The sequence below is a fragment of the Acidimicrobiales bacterium genome, assembly GCA_035316325.1.
Classification (GTDB): Bacteria; Actinomycetota; Acidimicrobiia; order Acidimicrobiales; family VFJN01; genus DASXTK01.
Genome location: DATHJB010000088.1, coordinates 20,070 through 38,626, shown reverse-complemented (window position 1 = coordinate 38,626; position 18,557 = coordinate 20,070). Strand labels below are relative to the sequence as shown.

The following is an 18,557-nucleotide window of genomic DNA, read 5'->3' as shown; positions in this document are numbered from 1 at the left end:
ACGGGGGCTGTCCGCGGGATCCTCTGCCTGTCGTGCAACCAGGGCGTCGGGAAGTTCCGGAACGACCCCGAGCTGTCGGAGCGGGCGGCGGGGTATGTGCGCTGGGGGCGCGCAAGGGGGGAGGGGTGAGGCTGTAGCCTCCGCCTCGATGACCTTGCCGATCTACCGTGCCGACGACGACCCGGGCCCGTCGTTCGTCGACCTGCTGAGCCGAGTCGGCCAGGGCCCCCGTTGGGACGTCCAGGGCGTGCCGGGTTCGGGCGAGAGCCCGCTGCGGATGACGCACGCCACCACCGTGGTGGCGGTGCGCTGCACCGACGGTGTGGTGATGGCGGGCGACCGGCGGGCCACGGCCGGGCACCTCATCAGCTACCGGACGATGGAGAAGGTGTTCCCCGCCGACCGGCACTCGGGCGTCGCCATCGCCGGCGCCGCCGGGCCGGCCATGGAGATGGTCAAGCTCTTCCAGCTCCAGCTGGAGCACTACGAGAAGGTGGAGGGCGGCTCGCTCTCGCTGGAGGGCAAGGCCAACCAGCTCTCCGGGATGGTGCGCAGCCACCTGCCGGCGGCGATGCAGGGCATGGCAGTGGTGCCGCTGTTCGCCGGCTTCGACACCCGCCGCGGCGTCGGCCGCCTCTTCGAGTACGACGTGACCGGTGGCCGCTACGAGGAGAGCGACTTCGCCGCCACCGGCTCCGGCAGCCTGCACGCCGGCACGGTGATCAAGCTCGGCTACCGCGAGGACCTGACCACCGACGACGCCGTCGAGCTGCTGATCAACGCCCTGTTCCAAGCGGCCGACGAGGACTCGGCCACCGGCGGCCCCGACCTGGTGCGCGGCATCTTCCCCATGGTCGCGACCATCACGGCCGACGGCTTCGCCCGCCTGGAGGACGACGACGTGGCCGCCCGCTTCCGGGCTTTGCTCGAGACCCTGATGACCACCCGCGGCACCACGTCGATGGGTGCGGCGCCCGGCTCGCCCCCGACCACCGCCGCCACGACGACCGGTTCGAAGAAGAAGGGAGGTGCTGCGAAATGAGCATGCCCTTCTACGTCGCTCCCGAGCAGTGGATGAAGGACAAGGCCGACTTCGCGCGGAAAGGCATCGCGAGGGGCCGGGCCCTGGCCGCCCTCGAGTACGACGACGGCATCCTGATCTGCGCCGAGAACACGTCGGCCACGCTCCGCAAGATCAGCGAGATCTACGACCGCATCGCCTTCGCCGGTGCCGGTCGCTACAACGAGTACGACCGGCTGCGCATCGCCGGCGTCCGCCACGCCGACCTGAAGGGCTACTCCTTCAGCCGCGAGGACGTCGACGCCCAGGGCCTGGCCAACGCCTACGCCCAGATGCTGGGCGACGTCTTCACCCACGAGGTGAAGCCGATGGAGGTGGAGATCCTGGTGGCCGAGGTGGGGGAGACCCCTGACCAGGACCGGCTCTACCACATCCTCTACGACGGCACCGTGGTCGACGAGAGCGGCTACACGGTGCTGGGCGGCGAGGCCGAGACCATCTCCGAGCGGCTCAAGCAGACCTACCAGGAGGGCCGTGGCGCCGGCGAGGCGCTGCAGGCGGCGGTCGGGGCCCTGGCCGGGTCGGACCGCACGCTGGCGCCCGACGAGCTCGAGGTGGCGCTGCTCACCCGCAACAGCAGCCGTCGCGCGTTCCAGCGGCTGACCGACACCGAGATCGGCGACCTGCTGGGCGCCGCACCGACGCCCGCCGCCGCCGCAGCAGCCGACGACGAGGCCACACCGCCCGCCACGAACGGTGACGACTCCGCCACGGAGTAGGGCCGACACCCTCCGGACGGGGAGGGGGATAGGGGACTTCCCCGTGCTTGGCGCCGGTGCTGGGCCAGCGCGGGGGCGACCACTAGGGTGACCCGTCGAACGCGACCTGCCACCGAAAGGGTGTGGCGGGTGAAGCCAGGAACAGGCGGAGCGGAAACGGATGAACTGTCCTAATTGTGGAATCGGCAACGCAGCTGAGGCCTTCGTGTGCAGCAGCTGTGGCACGGCGCTGGTGAGCGCCACGCCGTCGAGCGACCCGACGCCGTCGGCCGACCCGACGCCGTCGGCCGACCCGCCGGCCCCCACTGCCCCCACGCCGGCGCCGTACGGCCCGCCGCCAGGCTCCGCCGAGTACCCGGCGCCCGGCGCCCCCCAGCCGGGCTACCCCACGACGCAGGGCTACCCCTCCGGTGATCCCGGGTACCCGCCGCCGGGCGCTCAGCAGCCGCCCCCGGGGTCGTACCCGCCGCCCGGGTCGCAGCCGCCACCCGGGTCGCAGCCGCCGCCCCAACCCGGCCAGTTCCCGCCGGGGGCTCCCGGCGCCCCGGGTCCCTACCCGCCCCCGGGTGCGCCCCAGTACCCGCCCGGCCCCGGCCAGCCCGGCGGCCCCGGCTTCGGGCCGCCCAGCGGTGGTGGCTTCCCGCCCTACCCGCCGGCCGGCCCCGGCGGCCCCGGCGGTCCCAAGAAGGACAACCGGGGCACGATCTTCGCCCTCCTCGGCGTGCTGCTGGTGGTGGCGATCGGCGCCGCGGCCTTCATCGTGACCAGGGACGACGAGACCGGCACCTCGGTCGGGGCGTCGATCCTGCTCGAGCCCGTCAGCAGCGTCGGCAACGACCCCTTCTCCGACAGCTTCGACGACGAGGGCCTCGCCGAGCCGCTCGACATCGCCCTGGCCGGCTTCCCGGACCTGGGCAAGGAGACGGCATCGGCGCTGGCCGGCCGGGCGTCCAGCGGCACCGACCCGGGCCTCTACGGCGGCAGCCAGAACCAGGCCGTCTGCAAGGTCGACGAGCTGGTCGCCTTCCTCACCGATCCCGCCAACGCCGAGAAGTCGGAGGCCTGGGCCGCCACGCTCGACGTGGAGGCCGGCGACATCGAGACCTACGTGCGGAGCCTCACGCCCGTGCGGCTGCGCTTCGACACCCGGGTCACCAACCACGGCTACCGCGACGGCGCAGCCACGCCGATCCAGTCGGTGCTGCAGGCCGGCACCGGCGTCCTGGTCGACAGCAAGGGCGTGCCCCGGGTGAAGTGCAACTGCGGCAACCCGCTGCTGGAGCCGGCCCCGCTCGCCGAGGTCCCCAGCGACGAGGAGGAGCGCACCCTCGAGATCGCCTTCGTCGCCAGCAACCCGGACGCCGCCTGGGATGGCCTCGACGCCAACAACGTGGTGTCGGTGGAAGCCGGCGACGAGACCGAGACCTTCACGCTGGTCGACCTGGAGACCGGCCGCTTCTTCAGGCGCGTGGCCGGCACCAACGGCGAGGAAGACACGTTCGTCGAGATCGGCGGCGAGGAGGAGTTGTGCGTGGCGATGCCCGACTCGCCCTCCTGTGAGGTGGAGCAGCTGGGCAGCGGCGACGTGACGCTCACGCTGCAATGGGGCTCGGAGGCCGACCTCGACCTGCACGTCATCGAGCCCGACGGCACCGAGATCTCCTGGGAGTCGACCACGTCATCCAGTGGCGGGGCCCTCGACCTCGACTCCAACGCCCAGTGCGCCGCCGGGCCGGCGGTGGAGCACATCGTGTGGCCGGAGGGCTCGGCGCCCGAGGGCAGCTACACGGTGTCGGTCTACGGCTACGCCTTCACGGCCAGCGACGGCACCGACTGCGGCAGCGGTGACTACCACCTGACGATCAACGTCGGCGGCGAGGAGACCGAGTACGACGGCACCGTCGGCCAGGACGAGTCGCAGGAGTACGACTTCGAGGCCTGAAAATGAAGCAGCTCCGCTGCCTTCGCCGCTGGGGGCGGCGGCGGGGTGGTTGGAATGGGGCTTGAGTTGCGAACCGTACCTACCGTCCCTCCGGAAGGTGTGGGGGACGGTAGGTTGCGGTGATGGAGCGGCGCATCTTCGGCCTCGAGAACGAGTACGGGGTGACGTGCACGCTCCGTGGGCAACGGAGGTTGAGCCCCGACGAGGTGGCCCGCTACCTCTTCCGGCGGGTGGTGTCGTGGGGTCGCAGCTCCAACGTGTTCCTGGCCAACGGGGCGCGGCTGTACCTCGACGTGGGCAGCCACCCGGAGTACGCCACGCCGGAGTGCGACTCGATCCTCGACCTCGTCACCCACGACAAGGCCGGGGAGCGGATCCTCGAGCAGCTCCTGGTGAGCGCCGAGCAGCGCCTCCGCGAGGAGGGCATCCGCGGGGTCATCTACCTGTTCAAGAACAACACGGACTCGGCGGGCAACTCCTACGGCTGCCACGAGAACTACCTCACGTCGCGCCGTGACGACTTCGGTCACTACGCCGAGGTCCTGATCCCGTTCTTCGTGTCGCGGCAGATCTACGCCGGGGCCGGGAAGGTGCTGCAGACCGCGAGGGGCGCGATGTACTGCATCGCCCAGCGGGCCGAGCACATCTGGGAGGGCGTCTCGTCGGCCACCACCCGCAGCCGGCCGATCATCAACACCCGCGACGAGCCCCACGCCGACGCCGAGCGCTACCGCCGGCTCCACGTGATCGTGGGCGACTCGAACATGAGCGAGTACACGACGTTCCTCAAGGTCGGCACCACGTCGATCCTCCTGCGGATGCTCGAAGACCCCACGTTCGTTCTCCGGGACATGACGCTCGAGAACCCCATCCGGGCCATCCGCGAGATCAGCCACGACCTCACCTGCAAGCGGACCGTGCGCCTGGCCAACGGCCGGGAGGCCTCCGCGCTCGACATCCAGAGCGAGTACCTGGAGCGGGCCCAGCGCTACGCCGAGTCGAAGGGCCTGTCGCCGCTGGAGGAGCAGGCGCTGAAGATGTGGGAGCACTGCCTCACCAAGCTGGCCGACGACCCCTACACGCTCGACCGCGAGTGCGACTGGGTGATCAAGCACAAGCTGATCGACGGCTACTGCGCCAAGAACGACCTGGCCCTGTCGCACCCCAAGGTGTCGCTGATCGACCTGCAGTACCACGACGTGAACCGCGAGCGGGGCCTCTTCTACAAGATGCAGGAGCGGGGCCTGGTCGACCGGGTGACCGACGACAAGGCCATCGACGAAGCCGTCGAGGTCCCGCCCCAGACCACCCGCGCCCGGCTCCGCGGCGAGTTCATCCGCCGCGCCAAGGAGCGCAAGCGCGACTACACCGTCGACTGGGTCCACCTGAAGCTCAACGACCAGGCCCAACGCACGGTCCTCTGCAAGGACCCCTTCCGCTCCCGCGACGAACGTGTCGAGCGCCTGATCGCCAGTCTCTAACCTCTAGGCCTTGCCCAGCTTCGTCACCGCCGTCGTCACCGAGATCCTCGAGGAGCGGGCGGGCCTGCAACGGATGGCCACCGACGGTGGTCGTGCCTATGCCCTGGTCGACCTCATCGGGCCGGTGGCCGTAGGCGACCGGGTGGTGCTCAACACGACGGCGGTCGGGCTGGGGCTCGGCACCGGCGGCTGGCACGTCGTCCACTGGAACCTGGCGCGCGAAGAGTGGTCGCAGCCGGGGCCAGGGCACATCATGAAGCTGCGCTACACCAGCCTGCAGGCCGACACGGGCGCCGCCGAGGAGCGCTACCCGGACCTCCCCGAGCAGCTCGACGACCTCCCGGTGGTGGCGTGCACGCTGCACAGCCAGGTCGGCATCGTGGCCTCCGTGGCCCGCAGCATGCGCTCCGAGGCCCGCATCGTCTACGTGATGACCGACGGGGCGGCCCTCCCTCTGGCGCTCTCCAACCTCGTGCACGACCTGCGGCGGGCGAAGGTGCTCGACGCCACCGTCACCGCCGGGCACGCCTTCGGGGGCGACCTGGAGGCGGTGTCGCTGCCGTCCGCGCTGGCGCTGGCCCGCCACGTCGCCGACGCCGACCTCGTCGTCGTGGGCATGGGCCCGGGCGTGGTCGGCACCGGCTCGTCGCTCGGGACGACCGCGGTGGAGGCGGCCGGGATCGTCGACACCGTGGCCGCGCTCGGTGGCCGGGCGGCGCTGTGCCTGCGGGCGTCGGCGGCCGACCCGCGGGGCCGCCACCAGGGGATCAGCCACCACAGCGCCACCGTGTTGCGGCTGGCGCGCACCCGGCCGGCGATCCCGCTGCCGTCGGACCTGGCGGCCGAGGTCGACGACGCCGTCGCCGTCGACCCGCCCGACGTCGCCAAGGTGCTGGACGACCTCGGCCTCGGGGTGGTCACGTCGATGGGCCGCGGCCCGGCCGACGACCCCATGTTCTTCGCCACTGCGGGTGCGGCGGGGGCCTGGCTGGGCACCGTCGGCAAGTAATCTGGGCGGAGATGTCGAAGGTCAAGCTGGAGCGGCTGCTCAACCTCACCGCGCTGCTGATCGAGACGCCCCGGCCGCTGGCCGCCCAGGAGATCCAGGACCGGATGGAGGGCTACCCGGCCGACCTGACGGCCTTCCGGCAGGCCTTCGAGCGCGACAAGCGCGACCTGCGCGACATGGGCATCCCGCTGGTGGTGGAGGAGGTGCCCGGGGTGCTGCCGGTGGTCGACGGCTACCGCATCCCCAAGGACCGCTACTACCTGGCCGACCCCGGCCTCGATCCCGACGAGCTGGCGGCGCTCCACCTGGCGGCCTCGGCGGTGCGGCTGGAGGGCACCGCGGCCGACGACGCCCTCGACAAGCTGGGCGCTCTGGGTGGTCGCTCGGTCGCGTCCGCGACCGACGTCGACGTGACCGCTCTGCCCGGCCGCACCGACCTCGGCGCCTTCTTCGGTGCCGTCGTCGACCGCCGGCCGCTGCGCTTCACCTACCGCGACCAGGCCCGCACCGTCGACCCCTACCGGCTCGACTTCCAGCGGGGCCGCTGGTACCTGAGCGGCTGGGACCACAGCCGGAAGGACGAGCGGATCTTCCGGCTCGACCGCATCGACGGCGAGGTCGAGGTGCTCGACGGCCCCGCCTTCACCCGCCGAGCCGGCAGCCGGGGCCCGGGTGGCCCGGCCGACCCGTGGCAGCTGGGCGACGGCGACCCGGTGCTGGCCCGCCTGCTGGTGGATGCCGAGCAGGCACCCTGGGTGGTCGACCACCTCGGGGCGGCGTCGGTGGTGGAGCGCCGGGAAGACGGTTCCGTGGTGGTCGAGCTGCCGGTCACCAACCGGGAGAGCTTCCGCTCCCTCGCCCTCACGTTCCTCGACCACGCCGAGGTGCTGGCGCCCCCCGAGCTCCGCGCCGACATGGTCACCTGGCTCGAACGGCTGGCGACGGCATGAGCGAGCCGATATTGCGTTCGTCTTCCCGCCATGTGCGGGTTTTCGGACGCAACTTGCCGGGGGGTGGGGGGTGAGCGGGGACCGGCGGTCGGCACCCGCGAGGGTGCTGAGGATGCTCAGCATCGTGCCGTGGATCGCGGCGCAGGACGGGCCGAAGGTCAGCGCCGTGTGCGAGCGGTTCGGCATCGGGCGCAACCAGCTGCTCGACGACCTGAACGTCATCCAGTTCGTGGGCCTGCCGCCCTACACGCCCGACATGCTGATCGAGGTGGTGTTCGAGGGCGACCGGGTGTGGGTGCGGTTCGCCGACGTGTTCTCCCGGCCGCTGCGCCTCACCCCGAACCAGGCGCTGGGCCTGGTCGCGGCCGGCGCCGCGCTGGTCGGCTCCGAGGGGGGCGGCGACGACAGCGGCCCGCCCGGCCCCCTGGCCACCGGCCTGGGCAAGCTGGCCAAGATGCTCGACATCGCCCCCGACGAGGCCCTGTCGATCCGCCTGGGCCCGTCGCGGCCGGAGATCCTCGACACCCTGCGTCGTGCCGTGCGGGAGCAGCGCCGGGTGCGGCTCGACTACTTCGCCTACAGCCGCGACGCCCGCACCGTCCGCGAGGTCGACCCCTACAGGGTGTTCGCCGCCGACGGCGCCTGGTACGTGTTCGGTCATTGCCACTCGGCGGGCGGGGAGCGGCTGTTCCGGGTCGACCGGGTGGCGGCGGTCGCGCCCACCGACGTGACCTTCACCCGCCCCGAGGGCTCGGCCGATGGCCCGACGGCGCTGCTGGCGGTGGCGCCCGACACCCCGCGGGTGACGCTGGAGCTGCCGCCGGATGCCCGCTGGGTGGTCGACACGTACCCGACCGAGGCCGTGACGGAGCGTTCGGGAGGGAAGCTGGAGGTGCGCCTGGCCGTCACCTCACGGGCGTGGCTGGAGCGCCTGCTGCTCCGTCTCGGCCCCGAAGCGACGCTGCTGGACGCCACCGATCCGGCGCTCACCACCACCGTGCGCGATGCCGCCCGGCGGGTGCTCGCCCGCTACGAGTCGGATGACGACCACATCTGACGTGGTCGGAGCGGTGAACGCGACCTGACGGTGAGCAGGCGCTAGCCTCGTCCCGCCGTGCCCGACCAGCCCTTGCCCTCGCGATCCCCTAGCGAAGGCGATCCTGCCGGGGACCGACCGACCACGGTCGTGCCCGCGCCGGAATCGTCCGACGTGCCGTCGACCGCGCCCCTCAGCACCCTGACCGACGACAGCGACGTCGACGGTGGCAGCAGCGGTGGCGCCGGGGGCGGCAACGGAGCCGGCTCCGACGACGACGACCTGCTGCCCAAACCGCCCGAGCCCGAGAAGAGCCGGAGCCGCGTCCGCACCACCGTCGAGTGGCTGCTGGTCATCGGCGGCGCCCTCCTCGTGGCCCTGCTGGTGCGGACGTTCTTCATCCAGGCCTTCTGGATCCCGTCCGACTCGATGGAGCCGACCCTGCACAAGGGCGACCGGGTGCTGGTGAACAAGCTGTCGTACAAGCTCCACGACGTGAACCGGGGCGACGTGATCGTGTTCCGCCGCCCGGAGGCGGCCCGGTCGGCCAACCCCGACGACGACATCGAAGACCTGATCAAGCGCGTGATCGGGCTGCCGGGCGACACGATCTCGACGGTCGACGGCGTGATCCACATCAACGACGACCCGCTCCCCGAGCCCTACCTCCCGGAGGGCACGCTGTCGGTGATGCCGAACGGCGAGGACATGGCTCCCGAGGTGATCCCCGAGGGGGAGTTCTTCGTGATGGGCGACAACCGCGGCAACAGCCAGGACAGCCGCTACTTCGGGACGATCGACGAGGACCTGATCGTCGGCCGCGCGTTCGTACGCATCTACCCACTCGGTGACATCGGCGGGTTGTGAGAGGAAGGAGGGGTGACGTGTCTTTCGGCGGATGCGACTCAACCCGGCATCGGATAGGCGCGAGCGAGCGCGGCGACCATCCGGTCGACGTGGTCGCTGTAGACGCCGTCGATGCCGATGTCGATCAGCTCGTCGAGCACCCGCGGCAGTTGTGCGTCCCAGCCCAGGGCGAACACGCCGAAGCGGTGGAACAGGGTGGTGAGACCGCCCGTCCAGTCGGAGTGGTGCAGGTTGACGGCGTCGATGCCGGCCTTGGCGAGCCCGGCGGCCCGGCGCTCCGGCCCGTGCTTCATGCGATGCAGCCGCGTCGAGTCCACCAGGTGCGCCTCGGGGGCCTTGTGGCGCCAGCCGGCCACCAGCTCCCAGTCGTGGTGGCACAGCCACAGGTTCTCGGGCGCCGGGTCCCCGGCCGCCCGGGCGACGTCGACGACTCGCTCGAAGGCCTCCGGGTCCTTCAGGTCGAGCGACAGCGACAGCGCCACCCCGCAGCCGGCGTAGAGCTCTTCGAGCGTCGGTACGTACGACGGCAGCTCGGAGCGGCGCAGCGTCCGGATGGCGCGACGTCGCGGTCGGCGGCCGATCATCCCGTCGTGGTCGAGCACGGCCTCGCCGTCGGCGGTCAGCCACACGTCGCTCTCGAGGGCGGTGGCGCCCATCTGCAGGGCCAACGTGAAGGACTCGATGGTGTTGTCCTGCGCCTCGGCACGCGCTCCACGATGCGCGAAGCCGATCGGCGGGGTGACGAGAGCGGGGAGTCGTACGGCCATCGTCGTCCGTTCAGCGCGAAGCGGCGTCATGATCGGCCGTTCGCACCCTCTCAACGTGCGGAGGGAAGCTCATGGCGACACTGATCCGCGCGACGTGCAACGAATGTGGCGATGTCGAGCTCGGCATCTGCGACTTGGTGGTCCGGTTGTGTGAGAACACAGAGAACGGAACCTACGTGTTCCGCTGCCCGGATTGCACCCGACCCGTGGTGCGCGACGCTGATCGACCGACCATCGACCTGCTGGTGTCGTCCGGCGTACGGCTGGAGCTGTGGACGCTGCCGGCCGAGCTGATCGAGCCACGGCCGATAGGTGCGCCGCTGAGCCACGACGACCTGCTCGACTTCCACGAGCTGCTCGAGGGCAAGGGCTGGTTCAACGACCTGCTGGCCGCCCACAAGCGAGGACGCTGAGCCTCGGTGAGCCTGCTGTGGGCGGTCCCGGCGGTGGCGGTGACGGTTGCCGTCGCCGTGCTGCTGAGCCGCCTGCGCACGCTGGAGGAGCTGAGCCTCGACCTCGCCCGGTCGGTCCGCCGCACGAGTGAGCTGCGGCCGCCGATCGCCGCGGTCCGGCGGGAGCTGAACCGCAGCGGCCCCGTCGTCGACCGGCTCTGGTCGCACTGGGACGACGGCGACGCTGAACAACCCGTGAATTCCCCGGACGCCGACTGACACGCTGGCAGGAGGTGTCCGGCGTCGTTCTACACTCGGCGGAATGTTCAACATCGGCCCCGGCGAGGTGATCGCGATCCTCGCCCTGGCGCTGATCGTGCTGGGGCCCAGCCGGCTGCCCGAGGCCGTGCGCACGGCGGGGCGGGTGTTGGGCGAGCTGCGTCGCATCTCCAGCGGTTTCCAGGAGGAGCTGCGCAACGCACTCGAGGACAGCGAGGTCGAGAGCGACATCGACCGGATCCGGTCGGCAGACAAGGGCGACAAGACCGACGACGTCGACAGCGCGGCGAAGCCGGGGGAGCTGGCGCCCGGGCCGGCCGCCGCCGTCCAATACCCGACCGGTGCCGAACCCATCGATGTGGACGTGATCGACACTGCGTCGTCGAGTGACGGCAAGGACCCCTCCATCGACGACGACCCGCCGGAGCCCGTGACCCCCGAGCCCGAGCCGGCCGTCGAGGCCGACGCCGAGGCTGAGACCGATGACGTCGTCGCCCCGGTCGACGACGAGCCGCCCGCCGACGGCGAGCGCGCCGCATCGTGAGCACCACCACGGCCGCCGGCGGCCAGATGACCCTGGTCGAGCACCTGGCCGAGCTGCGCAAGCGGCTCGTGATCAGCGTCCTGGCCGTCGCCGTCGGGATGCTCATCGTGACGGTCTTCTACAACGACGTCTTCGACCTGTTGCTCGAGCCCTACAACAAGGCCTTCCCCGACAACGACGGCCTCCTGCAGACCGACCCGCTCGAGGGGTTCGGTGTGCGGATCAAGCTGACCACCTACGGCGCCTTGGCCCTGGCCATGCCGGTGCTGCTGTGGCAGGTCTGGCGGTTCATCAGCCCGGGCCTCTACGACAACGAGAAGCGCTACGCGGTGCCGTTCGTGGCCTCGGCGCTGGCGCTGTTCGGGATAGGCGCATGGCTCGCGTACTGGACGATGCCCAAGGCGCTGGAGTGGCTGGGCGACATCGGCGGCCACAGCCTCACCCAGTTCTACAGTCCCGGTAAGTACCTCCAGCTCGTCGTGTACATGATGCTGGCCTTCGGGGTGGGGTTCGAGTTCCCCGTCGTACTGGTGTTCCTGCAACTGGCCGGGATCCTGCAGCCGGACACGCTGCGACGCGTGCGGCGCTACGCCTACGTGGGCATCACGGTGGTCGTCGCCGTCATCACACCCTCGGGCGACCCGTTCAGCATGTTGGCGTTGTCGGTCCCGATGGTCGTGTTCTACGAGATCTCCATCCTGATCGGCCGATGGATGACACGCGGGCGGGCTCTCCAGGACTCCTCGTGACCGACCCCGGTGGGGTCCGACCGGATTACGACTTCGAGCTCGACGCCTTCCAGCTGCGGGCGATAGAGGCCCTCGACCAGGGGCAGTCGGTGCTGGTGGCCGCGCCCACCGGGTCGGGCAAGACCGTGGTGGCCGAGCACGCCGTGGCCCGCGCCCTGGCCGAGGGTGGCAAGGCCTTCTACACCACCCCGATCAAGGCGCTGTCGAACCAGAAGTACAGCGACCTGGCGCGCCGGCACGGCTCCGCCAACGTCGGGCTCCTCACCGGTGACAACTCGATCAACGGCGACGCCCCGGCCGTGGTGATGACCACCGAGGTGCTCCGCAACATGATCTACGCGGGGTCCCACGCCCTGCAGGGCCTGCGCTTCGTGATCCTCGACGAGGTCCACTACCTGCAGGACACCTACCGGGGCCCGGTGTGGGAGGAGGTGATCATCCACCTGCCGCCGACGGTCCAGCTGGTGTGCCTCTCGGCCACGGTGTCGAACGCGGAGGAGGTCGCCGAGTGGCTCACCACCGTGCGGGGCTCCACGGCGCTGGTGCTCGAGGAACGCCGGCCGGTCGAGCTGCGCAACCTCTACCTGGTGGGCGACCGCTCCAGCGAGCACGTGCACCTGATGCCCACGCTGGTCGACGGCCAACCGAACCCCGAGGCCGAGCGGCTCGACTCCGACGGGGACCGGGGCCGCAACGGCAACGGCCGCGGGCGTCAGGGTCGTCACGGCCCGCCCCGGGGGCGGCGGCGGTTCTTCACGCCTCGCCGGCCCGACGTGATCGACCTGCTCGACGAGCGCGCCATGCTGCCGAGCATCTACTTCCTCTTCAGCCGGATGGGCTGCGAGGAGGCGGTGAGCGCCTGCGTCGACGCCGGGCTGCGGCTCACCAGCCCCGACGAGCGCCCCCGCATCCGGGCGATCGCCGAGGAGCGCACGGCGACGCTCACCGACGACGACCTCGCCGTCCTCGGCTACGACCGCTGGCTCCTGGCGCTGGAGCAGGGGATCGCCGCCCACCACGCCGGCATGGTCCCGCCGTTCAAGGAGACCGTCGAGGCCTGCTTCACCGAGGGCCTCGTCAAAGCCGTGTTCGCCACCGAGACCCTGGCCGTGGGCATCAACATGCCGGCCCGCTCGGTCGTGATCGAGCGGCTCACCAAGTTCACCGGCGAGGCCCGGGCCTTCCTCACGCCGGGGGAGTACACCCAGCTCACCGGGCGCGCCGGTCGGCGGGGGATCGACGAGCTCGGCTACGCCATCGTGCTGTGGTCGCCGTTCGTGCCGTTCGAGCAGGTGGCGTCGCTGGCGTCGAGCCGCACCTACGCCCTGCGCTCGGCGTTCCGCCCCACCTACAACATGGCCGCCAACCTGGTGCGGCGCTACGAGCCGGCCGACGCCCACCACCTGCTCAACCTGAGCTTCGCCCAGTTCCAGGCCGACCGGGCGGTGGTGCGCATGGAGACCCGCATCGAGCGCACCGAGGAGCGGGTCAAGTCGCTGCAGGCCGAGGCGCAGTGCGAGCGCGGCGACGTCGAGCAGTACCGCCGCCTGGTGCGCGAGGCCACCGAGCAGCAGCGCTCCCGCACGGCGGCGACCACCAGCGGCCTGCGCTTCGCCCTGTCGCGACTGCAGCCGGGCGTGGTCGTGGAGGTGGACGGCGAGCGGCTGGCGGTCCTGTCGGTGGCGTTCCGCAAGGGTGGCTCCGTGCGGGTCCAGACGGTCGACGTCGACGGCGAGCGGGTGCTGCTCGACGGGGGCAAGCTCACGCAGGCGCCGGTGCGGGTGGGCCACGTCGAGCTGCCGGTGCCCTACGAGCCTGGCTCCCGGGCGTTCCAGCACGAGGTGGCCGACGCCCTCAAGCGCTCCCGCTTCGGCCACAGTCGGCCCCGCGACGAAAAGGCGCCCGACCCTCTGGACCCGGGCGGCGACGGCGAGCAACGTGAAGAGGTGCCAGTTCAGGACCTCGCCGGCCTGGTGGCGGAGCACCCGGTCGACGCCTGCCCTGACCGCGAGCGCCACCTCCGCTCCGCCGCCCACGCCGAGCGGGCCGAGAAGGAGCTGGAGGACCTGCGCCGCGAGGTCCGGTCGCGCACCGAGTCGCTGGCCCGGCGCTTCGACCGGGTGCTGCGCCTGCTGGAGTCGTGGGGCTACCTCGACGGCTGGGCGCTCACCGACCGGGGCACGGTGTTGGCCCGCACCTACCACGAGTGCGATCTGCTGGTGGCCGAGGCGATGTGCAGTGGCATCCTCGACGACCTCGACCCGGCCACGATGGCGGGCCTGGTGTCGTGCTTCACCTACGAGCACCGGGGGCCGACGGCCAGCCCGACGCCGTGGTTCCCGTCGCGGCAGGTCCGCGAGCGGTGGGGTCGCATCGAGCAGCTGGCCGAGGAGCTGACCGGGAACGAGGGCGCCGCCGGCCTGCCGGCCACCCGGCTGCCCGACCCCGGGTTCCTGGCGCTGGCTCACGCCTGGGCGGCGGGGGAGCCGCTGGCCGACGTGCTCGACGACGAGGACCTGTCGGGCGGCGACTTCGTCCGCAACATCAAGACCCTCATCGACCTCCTGCGGCAGGTGGGCGACATCGCCCCCGAGCCGGCCACGGCCACGTCGGCCCGCCAGGCCGCCGACGCCCTGCTGCGTGGGGTCGTCGCCGCGTCGTCCCGCCTCGACCGTGAGGGGGAGGACGACGACGACCAGGCCGACGATGGCCCGGCCGACACCGGGGAGCCGTCGTCGTGACCATCAAGCGGGGCGAGGAGTGGGGCATCGCCGGCGCGCTGCCGGACGAGGGGCTGCTGGTGCGCTCCGACGCCGAGGCCCGCCAGGCGGTGGAGCGCAACCGCCGGGTCGGTCTGCCGGTCCCGCCCCTGGGGCTGCTGGGCGGCGATCTGTGCCACACGCTGGGCGGCACCGGCGACGAGGCCCGGTTGCGCTCGCCCGAGGCGCGCCAGGTGCCGGTCGACCTGGGCGCGGCCCTGATCGACGGCAAGCTCCACTGGTTCGTGGCCCACGTAGTGGTCCGCCGGTCGTGGTGGTCGGGGCGGATCGTCGCCGTGATGAACGCCGAGTTCCTGGGCGACTGGGACGTCGCCCCCCGGAGCCACCCGAACGACGGGCGCCTCGACACGTTCGACGCGCAGCTGTCGCTGGGCGACCGCCTGAAGGCCCGCAAGCGGCTCCCCACCGGGTCGCACGTGCCGCATCCGGGCATCGAGCAGCGCCGGGTCGACGCCGTCCAGTTCGAGTTCCCGTCGGCCACGCCGATCTGGCTCGACGGTGAGGCGCTCGGCACGGTCCGTCGCCTGTCGGTGCGCGTCGAGGCAGATGCTCTGACCTGCGTAGTCTGAACGTCGCAGAACTGCTGCGAGACTGCCGTACCACAGAAAGAAAACATGGCCTCACAGGGCTCGCTCTGAGAGGCTGGGGCGTCAGCGGACCGAGACGAGGGCGCTGGGGAGCGCGAGGGGACAGGGCAATGCCTGAAGCGGGCAAGGGGAAGGTGCGGATCGGGGTCGGGCTGGGAGTGAGCACGACCAGCGATCCGGGGCGGTTCGCCGCCCTGATCGACGGGCTGGAGTCGCTCGGGTTCGACTCTCTGTGGCTCGCCGAGCGCATCAGCGCCGACAGCCCCGATCCCTTCGTCGGCCTGGCCTTCGCCGCGGGCCGCACCGACCGCCTGAAGCTGGGCACCAGCGTCACCGTGCTGCCCGGCCGCAACCCCATGCGTGTGGCCACCCAGATCGCCACGCTCGACCGCCTGTCGAACGGCCGGGCCCTGCCGGCGTTCGGCCTCGGCGTGGCCAGCAAGGTGGAGCAGCAGGCGTTCGGCGTCACCAAGGAGGAGCGCGCCGCCCGCTTCGACGAGACGTTCGAGCTGCTGCGCCGCTTCCTCGCCGGCGAGACCGTCGACCACAAGGGCAAGTACTTCCGCTTCGAGGGCGCCAAGGCCCGCCCCGTGCCGCTGCAGCAGCCGCTGGACCTGTGGCTGGGCGGGTCGTCGGCCACCGAGCTGCAGCGCTGCGGGCGCCTGGCCGACGGCTGGCTGCCGTCGTTCACCCCGCCCGACGACGTGAAGCGGGGCATCGAGGAGATCGAGAAGGCGGCCTCCAAGGCGGGCCGGACCTTCGACCCGGAGCACTTCGGGGCGCTGGTGCCCTACGTGGAGGGCGACGTGCCGGAGCAGCTGGCGGCGATCGCCCGCCGCCGTCGCCCTGGTGCCGACATGAACGACGTGGTGGCGAAGGGCCTGGCGGGCCTGCCGGCGCTGCTGGAGCGGTTCATCGCCGCGGGGGCGTCGAAGTTCGTGGTGGTGCCGGTCAACGAGCCCCACAACTGGGACGACCACGTGTCCGACCTGGCCGACACGGTCCACCCGCTCGAAACCTGATTCTGTCTTCGCTGAGCCCGGCATAGTCGGCTGAGCGAAGACAGAACGCCATAGCCTGCGCCGCATGCACGCGTGGAAGCTCGACGAGTCGCCCGGTAGCTACTCCTGGGGCGAGGTGCCCGACCCGTCGGTGGGGTCCGACGACGTCCGGGTGCGGGTGGTTGCCTCCGCGCTCAACCACATGGACCTGTGGCTCACCCGGGGCCTGCCCAAGCCGAAGGCCTTCCCCCACGTGCCCGGCTGCGACGTGGCCGGCGTCGTCGAGTCGGTCGGGACGACCGTGACCCACGTGGCGCCCGGCGACGAGGTGGTGGTCAACCCCTCGGTGGTCCCGCTCGACGCGGTCGTGGCGCACGGCATCGACGCCCCTGCCGCCGGGAAGCTGGAGATCGTGGGGGAGCAACGCTGGGGCGGTCACGGCGAGCTCGTGGTGGTGCCCGGGCGCAACGTCGTGGCGCGCCCGGCCGGCCTCGACTGGGAGACCGCGGCCGCCTATCCGATGGCCTACCTGACGGCCTGGCGGATGCTGCGGCGGGCCCGGGTGCGGGCGGGCGAGTCGGTGCTGGTGGTGGGCGTCGGCGGCGGTGTGAGCACGGCCGCTCTGGCCCTGGCTGTGCGCCTGGGCGCGGTGGTGTACGCCACCTCCCGCGACGACGAGAAGCGCAAGCGGGCCGTGGAGCTGGGCGCCGCCGACGCGTTCGACTCCAACGAGGACTGGCCCGTGCGGGTCGACGTGGTGGTCGAGACCGTCGGTCCGGCCACCTGGGAGCGGTCCATCCGGGCGCTGAAGCCGGCGGGGCGACTGGTGGTCGCCGGCGGCACGTCCGGCCCGAAGGTGGAGCTCAACCTGCCGCGCCTGTTCTTCAAGCAGATCGAGGTGATCGGCTCGACCACCGGCTCCTACGAGGAGTTCGCCGACGTGACCGAGCTGGTCGCCCAGGGCGTGCCCGTCCAGGTCGACGAGGTGTACGACCTCGACGACTACCCGGCCGCCATCGAGCGCCTCCACGCCGGCGCCCAGCTCGGCAAGATCGTTCTCCGCCACCCCGGCTGACGACCAGAGGCCGTTACTCTCCTGGGCATGGATTCGCTGGAGGAGGTCAAGAAGCGGCTGGCCGACGAGGTCGACCGCCGGGCCGAGGTGCTGGTGGACGTGTCGCACCAGATCCACGCCCACCCCGAACTGAACTACCAGGAGCACTTCGCCCACGACCTGCTCACCGACGTGCTCGCCGGCGAGGGCCTGGACGTCACCCGCAAGGCCTCGGGCGTCGACACGGCGTTCCTGGCGACCGCCGGCACCTCCGGCCCCACCGTGGCGGTGCTGTGCGAGTACGACGCCCTGCCCGCCATCGGACACGCCTGCGGGCACAACGTGATCGCCGCGGCGGGCCTCGGAGCCGGGCTGGCGGCCGCGGCACTGGCCGAGGAGCTGGGCGGCCGGGTGGTCGTCATGGGCACGCCGGCCGAGGAGGGCGGGGGAGGCAAGGTCAAGCTGATCGACGCCGGCGCCTTCGAGGGCGTCGACGCGGCCCTCATGGTCCACCCCGCCGACGCCGACCTCACGTCGATGGACGTGATCGCCGTCCAGCAGTGCTACGCCAGGTACCACGGCGAGGCCGCCCACGCCGCGGCGTTCCCCCAGCGGGGCCGCAACGCCCTCGACGCCCTCGTGCTCGGCTACATGAACGTCGCCGCCCTGCGGCAGCACATCGCCCCGGGCGAGCGGATCCACGGCATCGTGAACCACGGCGGCGACAAGCCGAACATCGTGCCGGCCTACGCGCAGGCCGAGTGGATGGTGCGGTCGCCCACGCTGGCGCGCCTGCAGCGGCTCAAGGAGCGCTTCACGGCCTGTCTGGAGGGCGGAGCGCAGGCCGCAGGCTGCACCGTCGAGATCGAGTGGCTCGACCCCGCCTACGCCGACATGGTCGACAACGACGTCATCGGCGGCCTCTACACGGCCAACGCCGGTGTGCTCGGCCGCGAGGTGGCGCCGCCGACGTTGGGCGGCAGGGTGGTCGGCAGCACCGACATGGGCAACGTCAGCTACGTGGTGCCGTCGATCCACCCGATGATCCGCGTGGCGCCGCCGGGCGTGCCGATCCACACCCCCGAGTTCGCCACCTTCGCCGGCGGCGAGGCGGGCGACGCGGCGGTGATCGACGGCGCCAAGGCGATGGCGATGACGGTGGCCGATCTATGGCTCGACCAGGACGTTCTCGCCGCGGCCCGGTCGGAGTGGGAGGCCTCGCTGGAGCGGCGCGGTGACCGGTGACCCGAGTCGCACAGTCACTCGCGCGGTCACTCTCAGAGTTGCTTGCGTCACCCTCCGCGTCGCGCGCTAGCATC

18 protein-coding genes are annotated in these 18,557 nt (G+C 71.8%); 17 read left to right on the top strand and 1 reads right to left on the bottom strand.

The window, feature by feature from the left end:
- The first annotated feature begins 148 nt into the window (after positions 1 to 148).
- The 8 genes from prcB (at position 149) to lepB (ending at position 9,085) form a co-directional block, all read left to right on the top strand.
- The gene (gene prcB / locus VK611_12760; protein ID HMG42200.1) at positions 149 to 1,042 is read left to right on the top strand and encodes a proteasome subunit beta; all 894 of its coding nucleotides are present in this window, start codon (positions 149 to 151) and stop codon (positions 1,040 to 1,042) included.
- Positions 1,039 to 1,800, top strand: a complete 762-nt coding sequence (gene prcA / locus VK611_12755; GenBank protein ID HMG42199.1) for a proteasome subunit alpha — start codon at positions 1,039 to 1,041, stop codon at positions 1,798 to 1,800. The genes prcB and prcA overlap by 4 nt, the downstream gene beginning before the upstream one ends.
- 205 nt (positions 1,801 to 2,005) lie before the next feature.
- Complete coding sequence (locus VK611_12750; protein ID HMG42198.1) at positions 2,006 to 3,742, top strand: DUF6777 domain-containing protein; 1,737 nt, start codon at positions 2,006 to 2,008, stop codon at positions 3,740 to 3,742.
- A gap of 122 nt (positions 3,743 to 3,864) precedes the next feature.
- Positions 3,865 to 5,223: a Pup--protein ligase gene (pafA, locus tag VK611_12745; protein ID HMG42197.1), complete on the top strand. Its 1,359-nt coding sequence runs from the start codon at positions 3,865 to 3,867 to the stop codon at positions 5,221 to 5,223.
- A gap of 10 nt (positions 5,224 to 5,233) precedes the next feature.
- The gene (locus VK611_12740) at positions 5,234 to 6,232 is read left to right on the top strand and encodes a DUF3866 family protein (protein ID HMG42196.1); all 999 of its coding nucleotides are present in this window, start codon (positions 5,234 to 5,236) and stop codon (positions 6,230 to 6,232) included.
- Between the two features lie 11 nt (positions 6,233 to 6,243).
- On the top strand, positions 6,244 to 7,182 hold the full coding sequence (locus VK611_12735; GenBank protein ID HMG42195.1) for a WYL domain-containing protein: 939 nt from the start codon (positions 6,244 to 6,246) through the stop codon (positions 7,180 to 7,182).
- Between the two features lie 112 nt (positions 7,183 to 7,294).
- Positions 7,295 to 8,239, top strand: a complete 945-nt coding sequence (locus VK611_12730; protein HMG42194.1) for a WYL domain-containing protein — start codon at positions 7,295 to 7,297, stop codon at positions 8,237 to 8,239.
- A 129-nt stretch (positions 8,240 to 8,368) separates the two neighbouring features.
- A complete protein-coding gene (gene lepB, locus VK611_12725) occupies positions 8,369 to 9,085 on the top strand; it encodes a signal peptidase I (protein HMG42193.1) in 717 nt (238 codons plus the stop codon).
- Between the two features lie 38 nt (positions 9,086 to 9,123).
- Here the strand turns inward: lepB and VK611_12720 are convergent, their stop codons facing one another.
- Positions 9,124 to 9,852, bottom strand: a complete 729-nt coding sequence (locus VK611_12720) for a glycerophosphodiester phosphodiesterase (protein HMG42192.1) — start codon at positions 9,850 to 9,852, stop codon at positions 9,124 to 9,126.
- Positions 9,853 to 10,061: 209 nt separating this feature from the next.
- Between VK611_12720 and VK611_12715 the strand changes: the two genes are divergently transcribed.
- The 9 genes from VK611_12715 (at position 10,062) to VK611_12675 (ending at position 18,483) form a co-directional block, all read left to right on the top strand.
- A complete protein-coding gene (locus VK611_12715; GenBank protein HMG42191.1) occupies positions 10,062 to 10,265 on the top strand; it encodes a hypothetical protein in 204 nt (67 codons plus the stop codon).
- A 6-nt stretch (positions 10,266 to 10,271) separates the two neighbouring features.
- Positions 10,272 to 10,523: a hypothetical protein gene (locus tag VK611_12710; protein ID HMG42190.1), complete on the top strand. Its 252-nt coding sequence runs from the start codon at positions 10,272 to 10,274 to the stop codon at positions 10,521 to 10,523.
- A 43-nt stretch (positions 10,524 to 10,566) separates the two neighbouring features.
- Entirely contained in the window at positions 10,567 to 11,067 is a 501-nt protein-coding gene (gene tatB, locus VK611_12705) for a Sec-independent protein translocase protein TatB (protein ID HMG42189.1), read from the top strand.
- Positions 11,064 to 11,816: a twin-arginine translocase subunit TatC gene (gene tatC, locus VK611_12700; GenBank protein HMG42188.1), complete on the top strand. Its 753-nt coding sequence runs from the start codon at positions 11,064 to 11,066 to the stop codon at positions 11,814 to 11,816. The genes tatB and tatC overlap by 4 nt, the downstream gene beginning before the upstream one ends.
- Positions 11,813 to 14,557, top strand: a complete 2,745-nt coding sequence (locus VK611_12695) for a DEAD/DEAH box helicase (GenBank protein ID HMG42187.1) — start codon at positions 11,813 to 11,815, stop codon at positions 14,555 to 14,557. The genes tatC and VK611_12695 overlap by 4 nt, the downstream gene beginning before the upstream one ends.
- A complete protein-coding gene (locus VK611_12690; GenBank protein ID HMG42186.1) occupies positions 14,554 to 15,165 on the top strand; it encodes a hypothetical protein in 612 nt (203 codons plus the stop codon). Before VK611_12695 ends, VK611_12690 begins: the two co-directional genes overlap by 4 nt.
- A 128-nt stretch (positions 15,166 to 15,293) precedes the next feature.
- Entirely contained in the window at positions 15,294 to 16,205 is a 912-nt protein-coding gene (locus tag VK611_12685) for an LLM class flavin-dependent oxidoreductase (protein ID HMG42185.1), read from the top strand.
- A gap of 64 nt (positions 16,206 to 16,269) precedes the next feature.
- Positions 16,270 to 17,259 (top strand): zinc-binding dehydrogenase, encoded by a 990-nt coding sequence (locus VK611_12680; protein ID HMG42184.1) that lies wholly within the window; start codon positions 16,270 to 16,272, stop codon positions 17,257 to 17,259.
- 27 nt (positions 17,260 to 17,286) lie between these two features.
- A complete protein-coding gene (locus VK611_12675) occupies positions 17,287 to 18,483 on the top strand; it encodes a M20 family metallopeptidase (protein HMG42183.1) in 1,197 nt (398 codons plus the stop codon).
- The last annotated feature ends 74 nt before the right edge of the window (positions 18,484 to 18,557 follow it).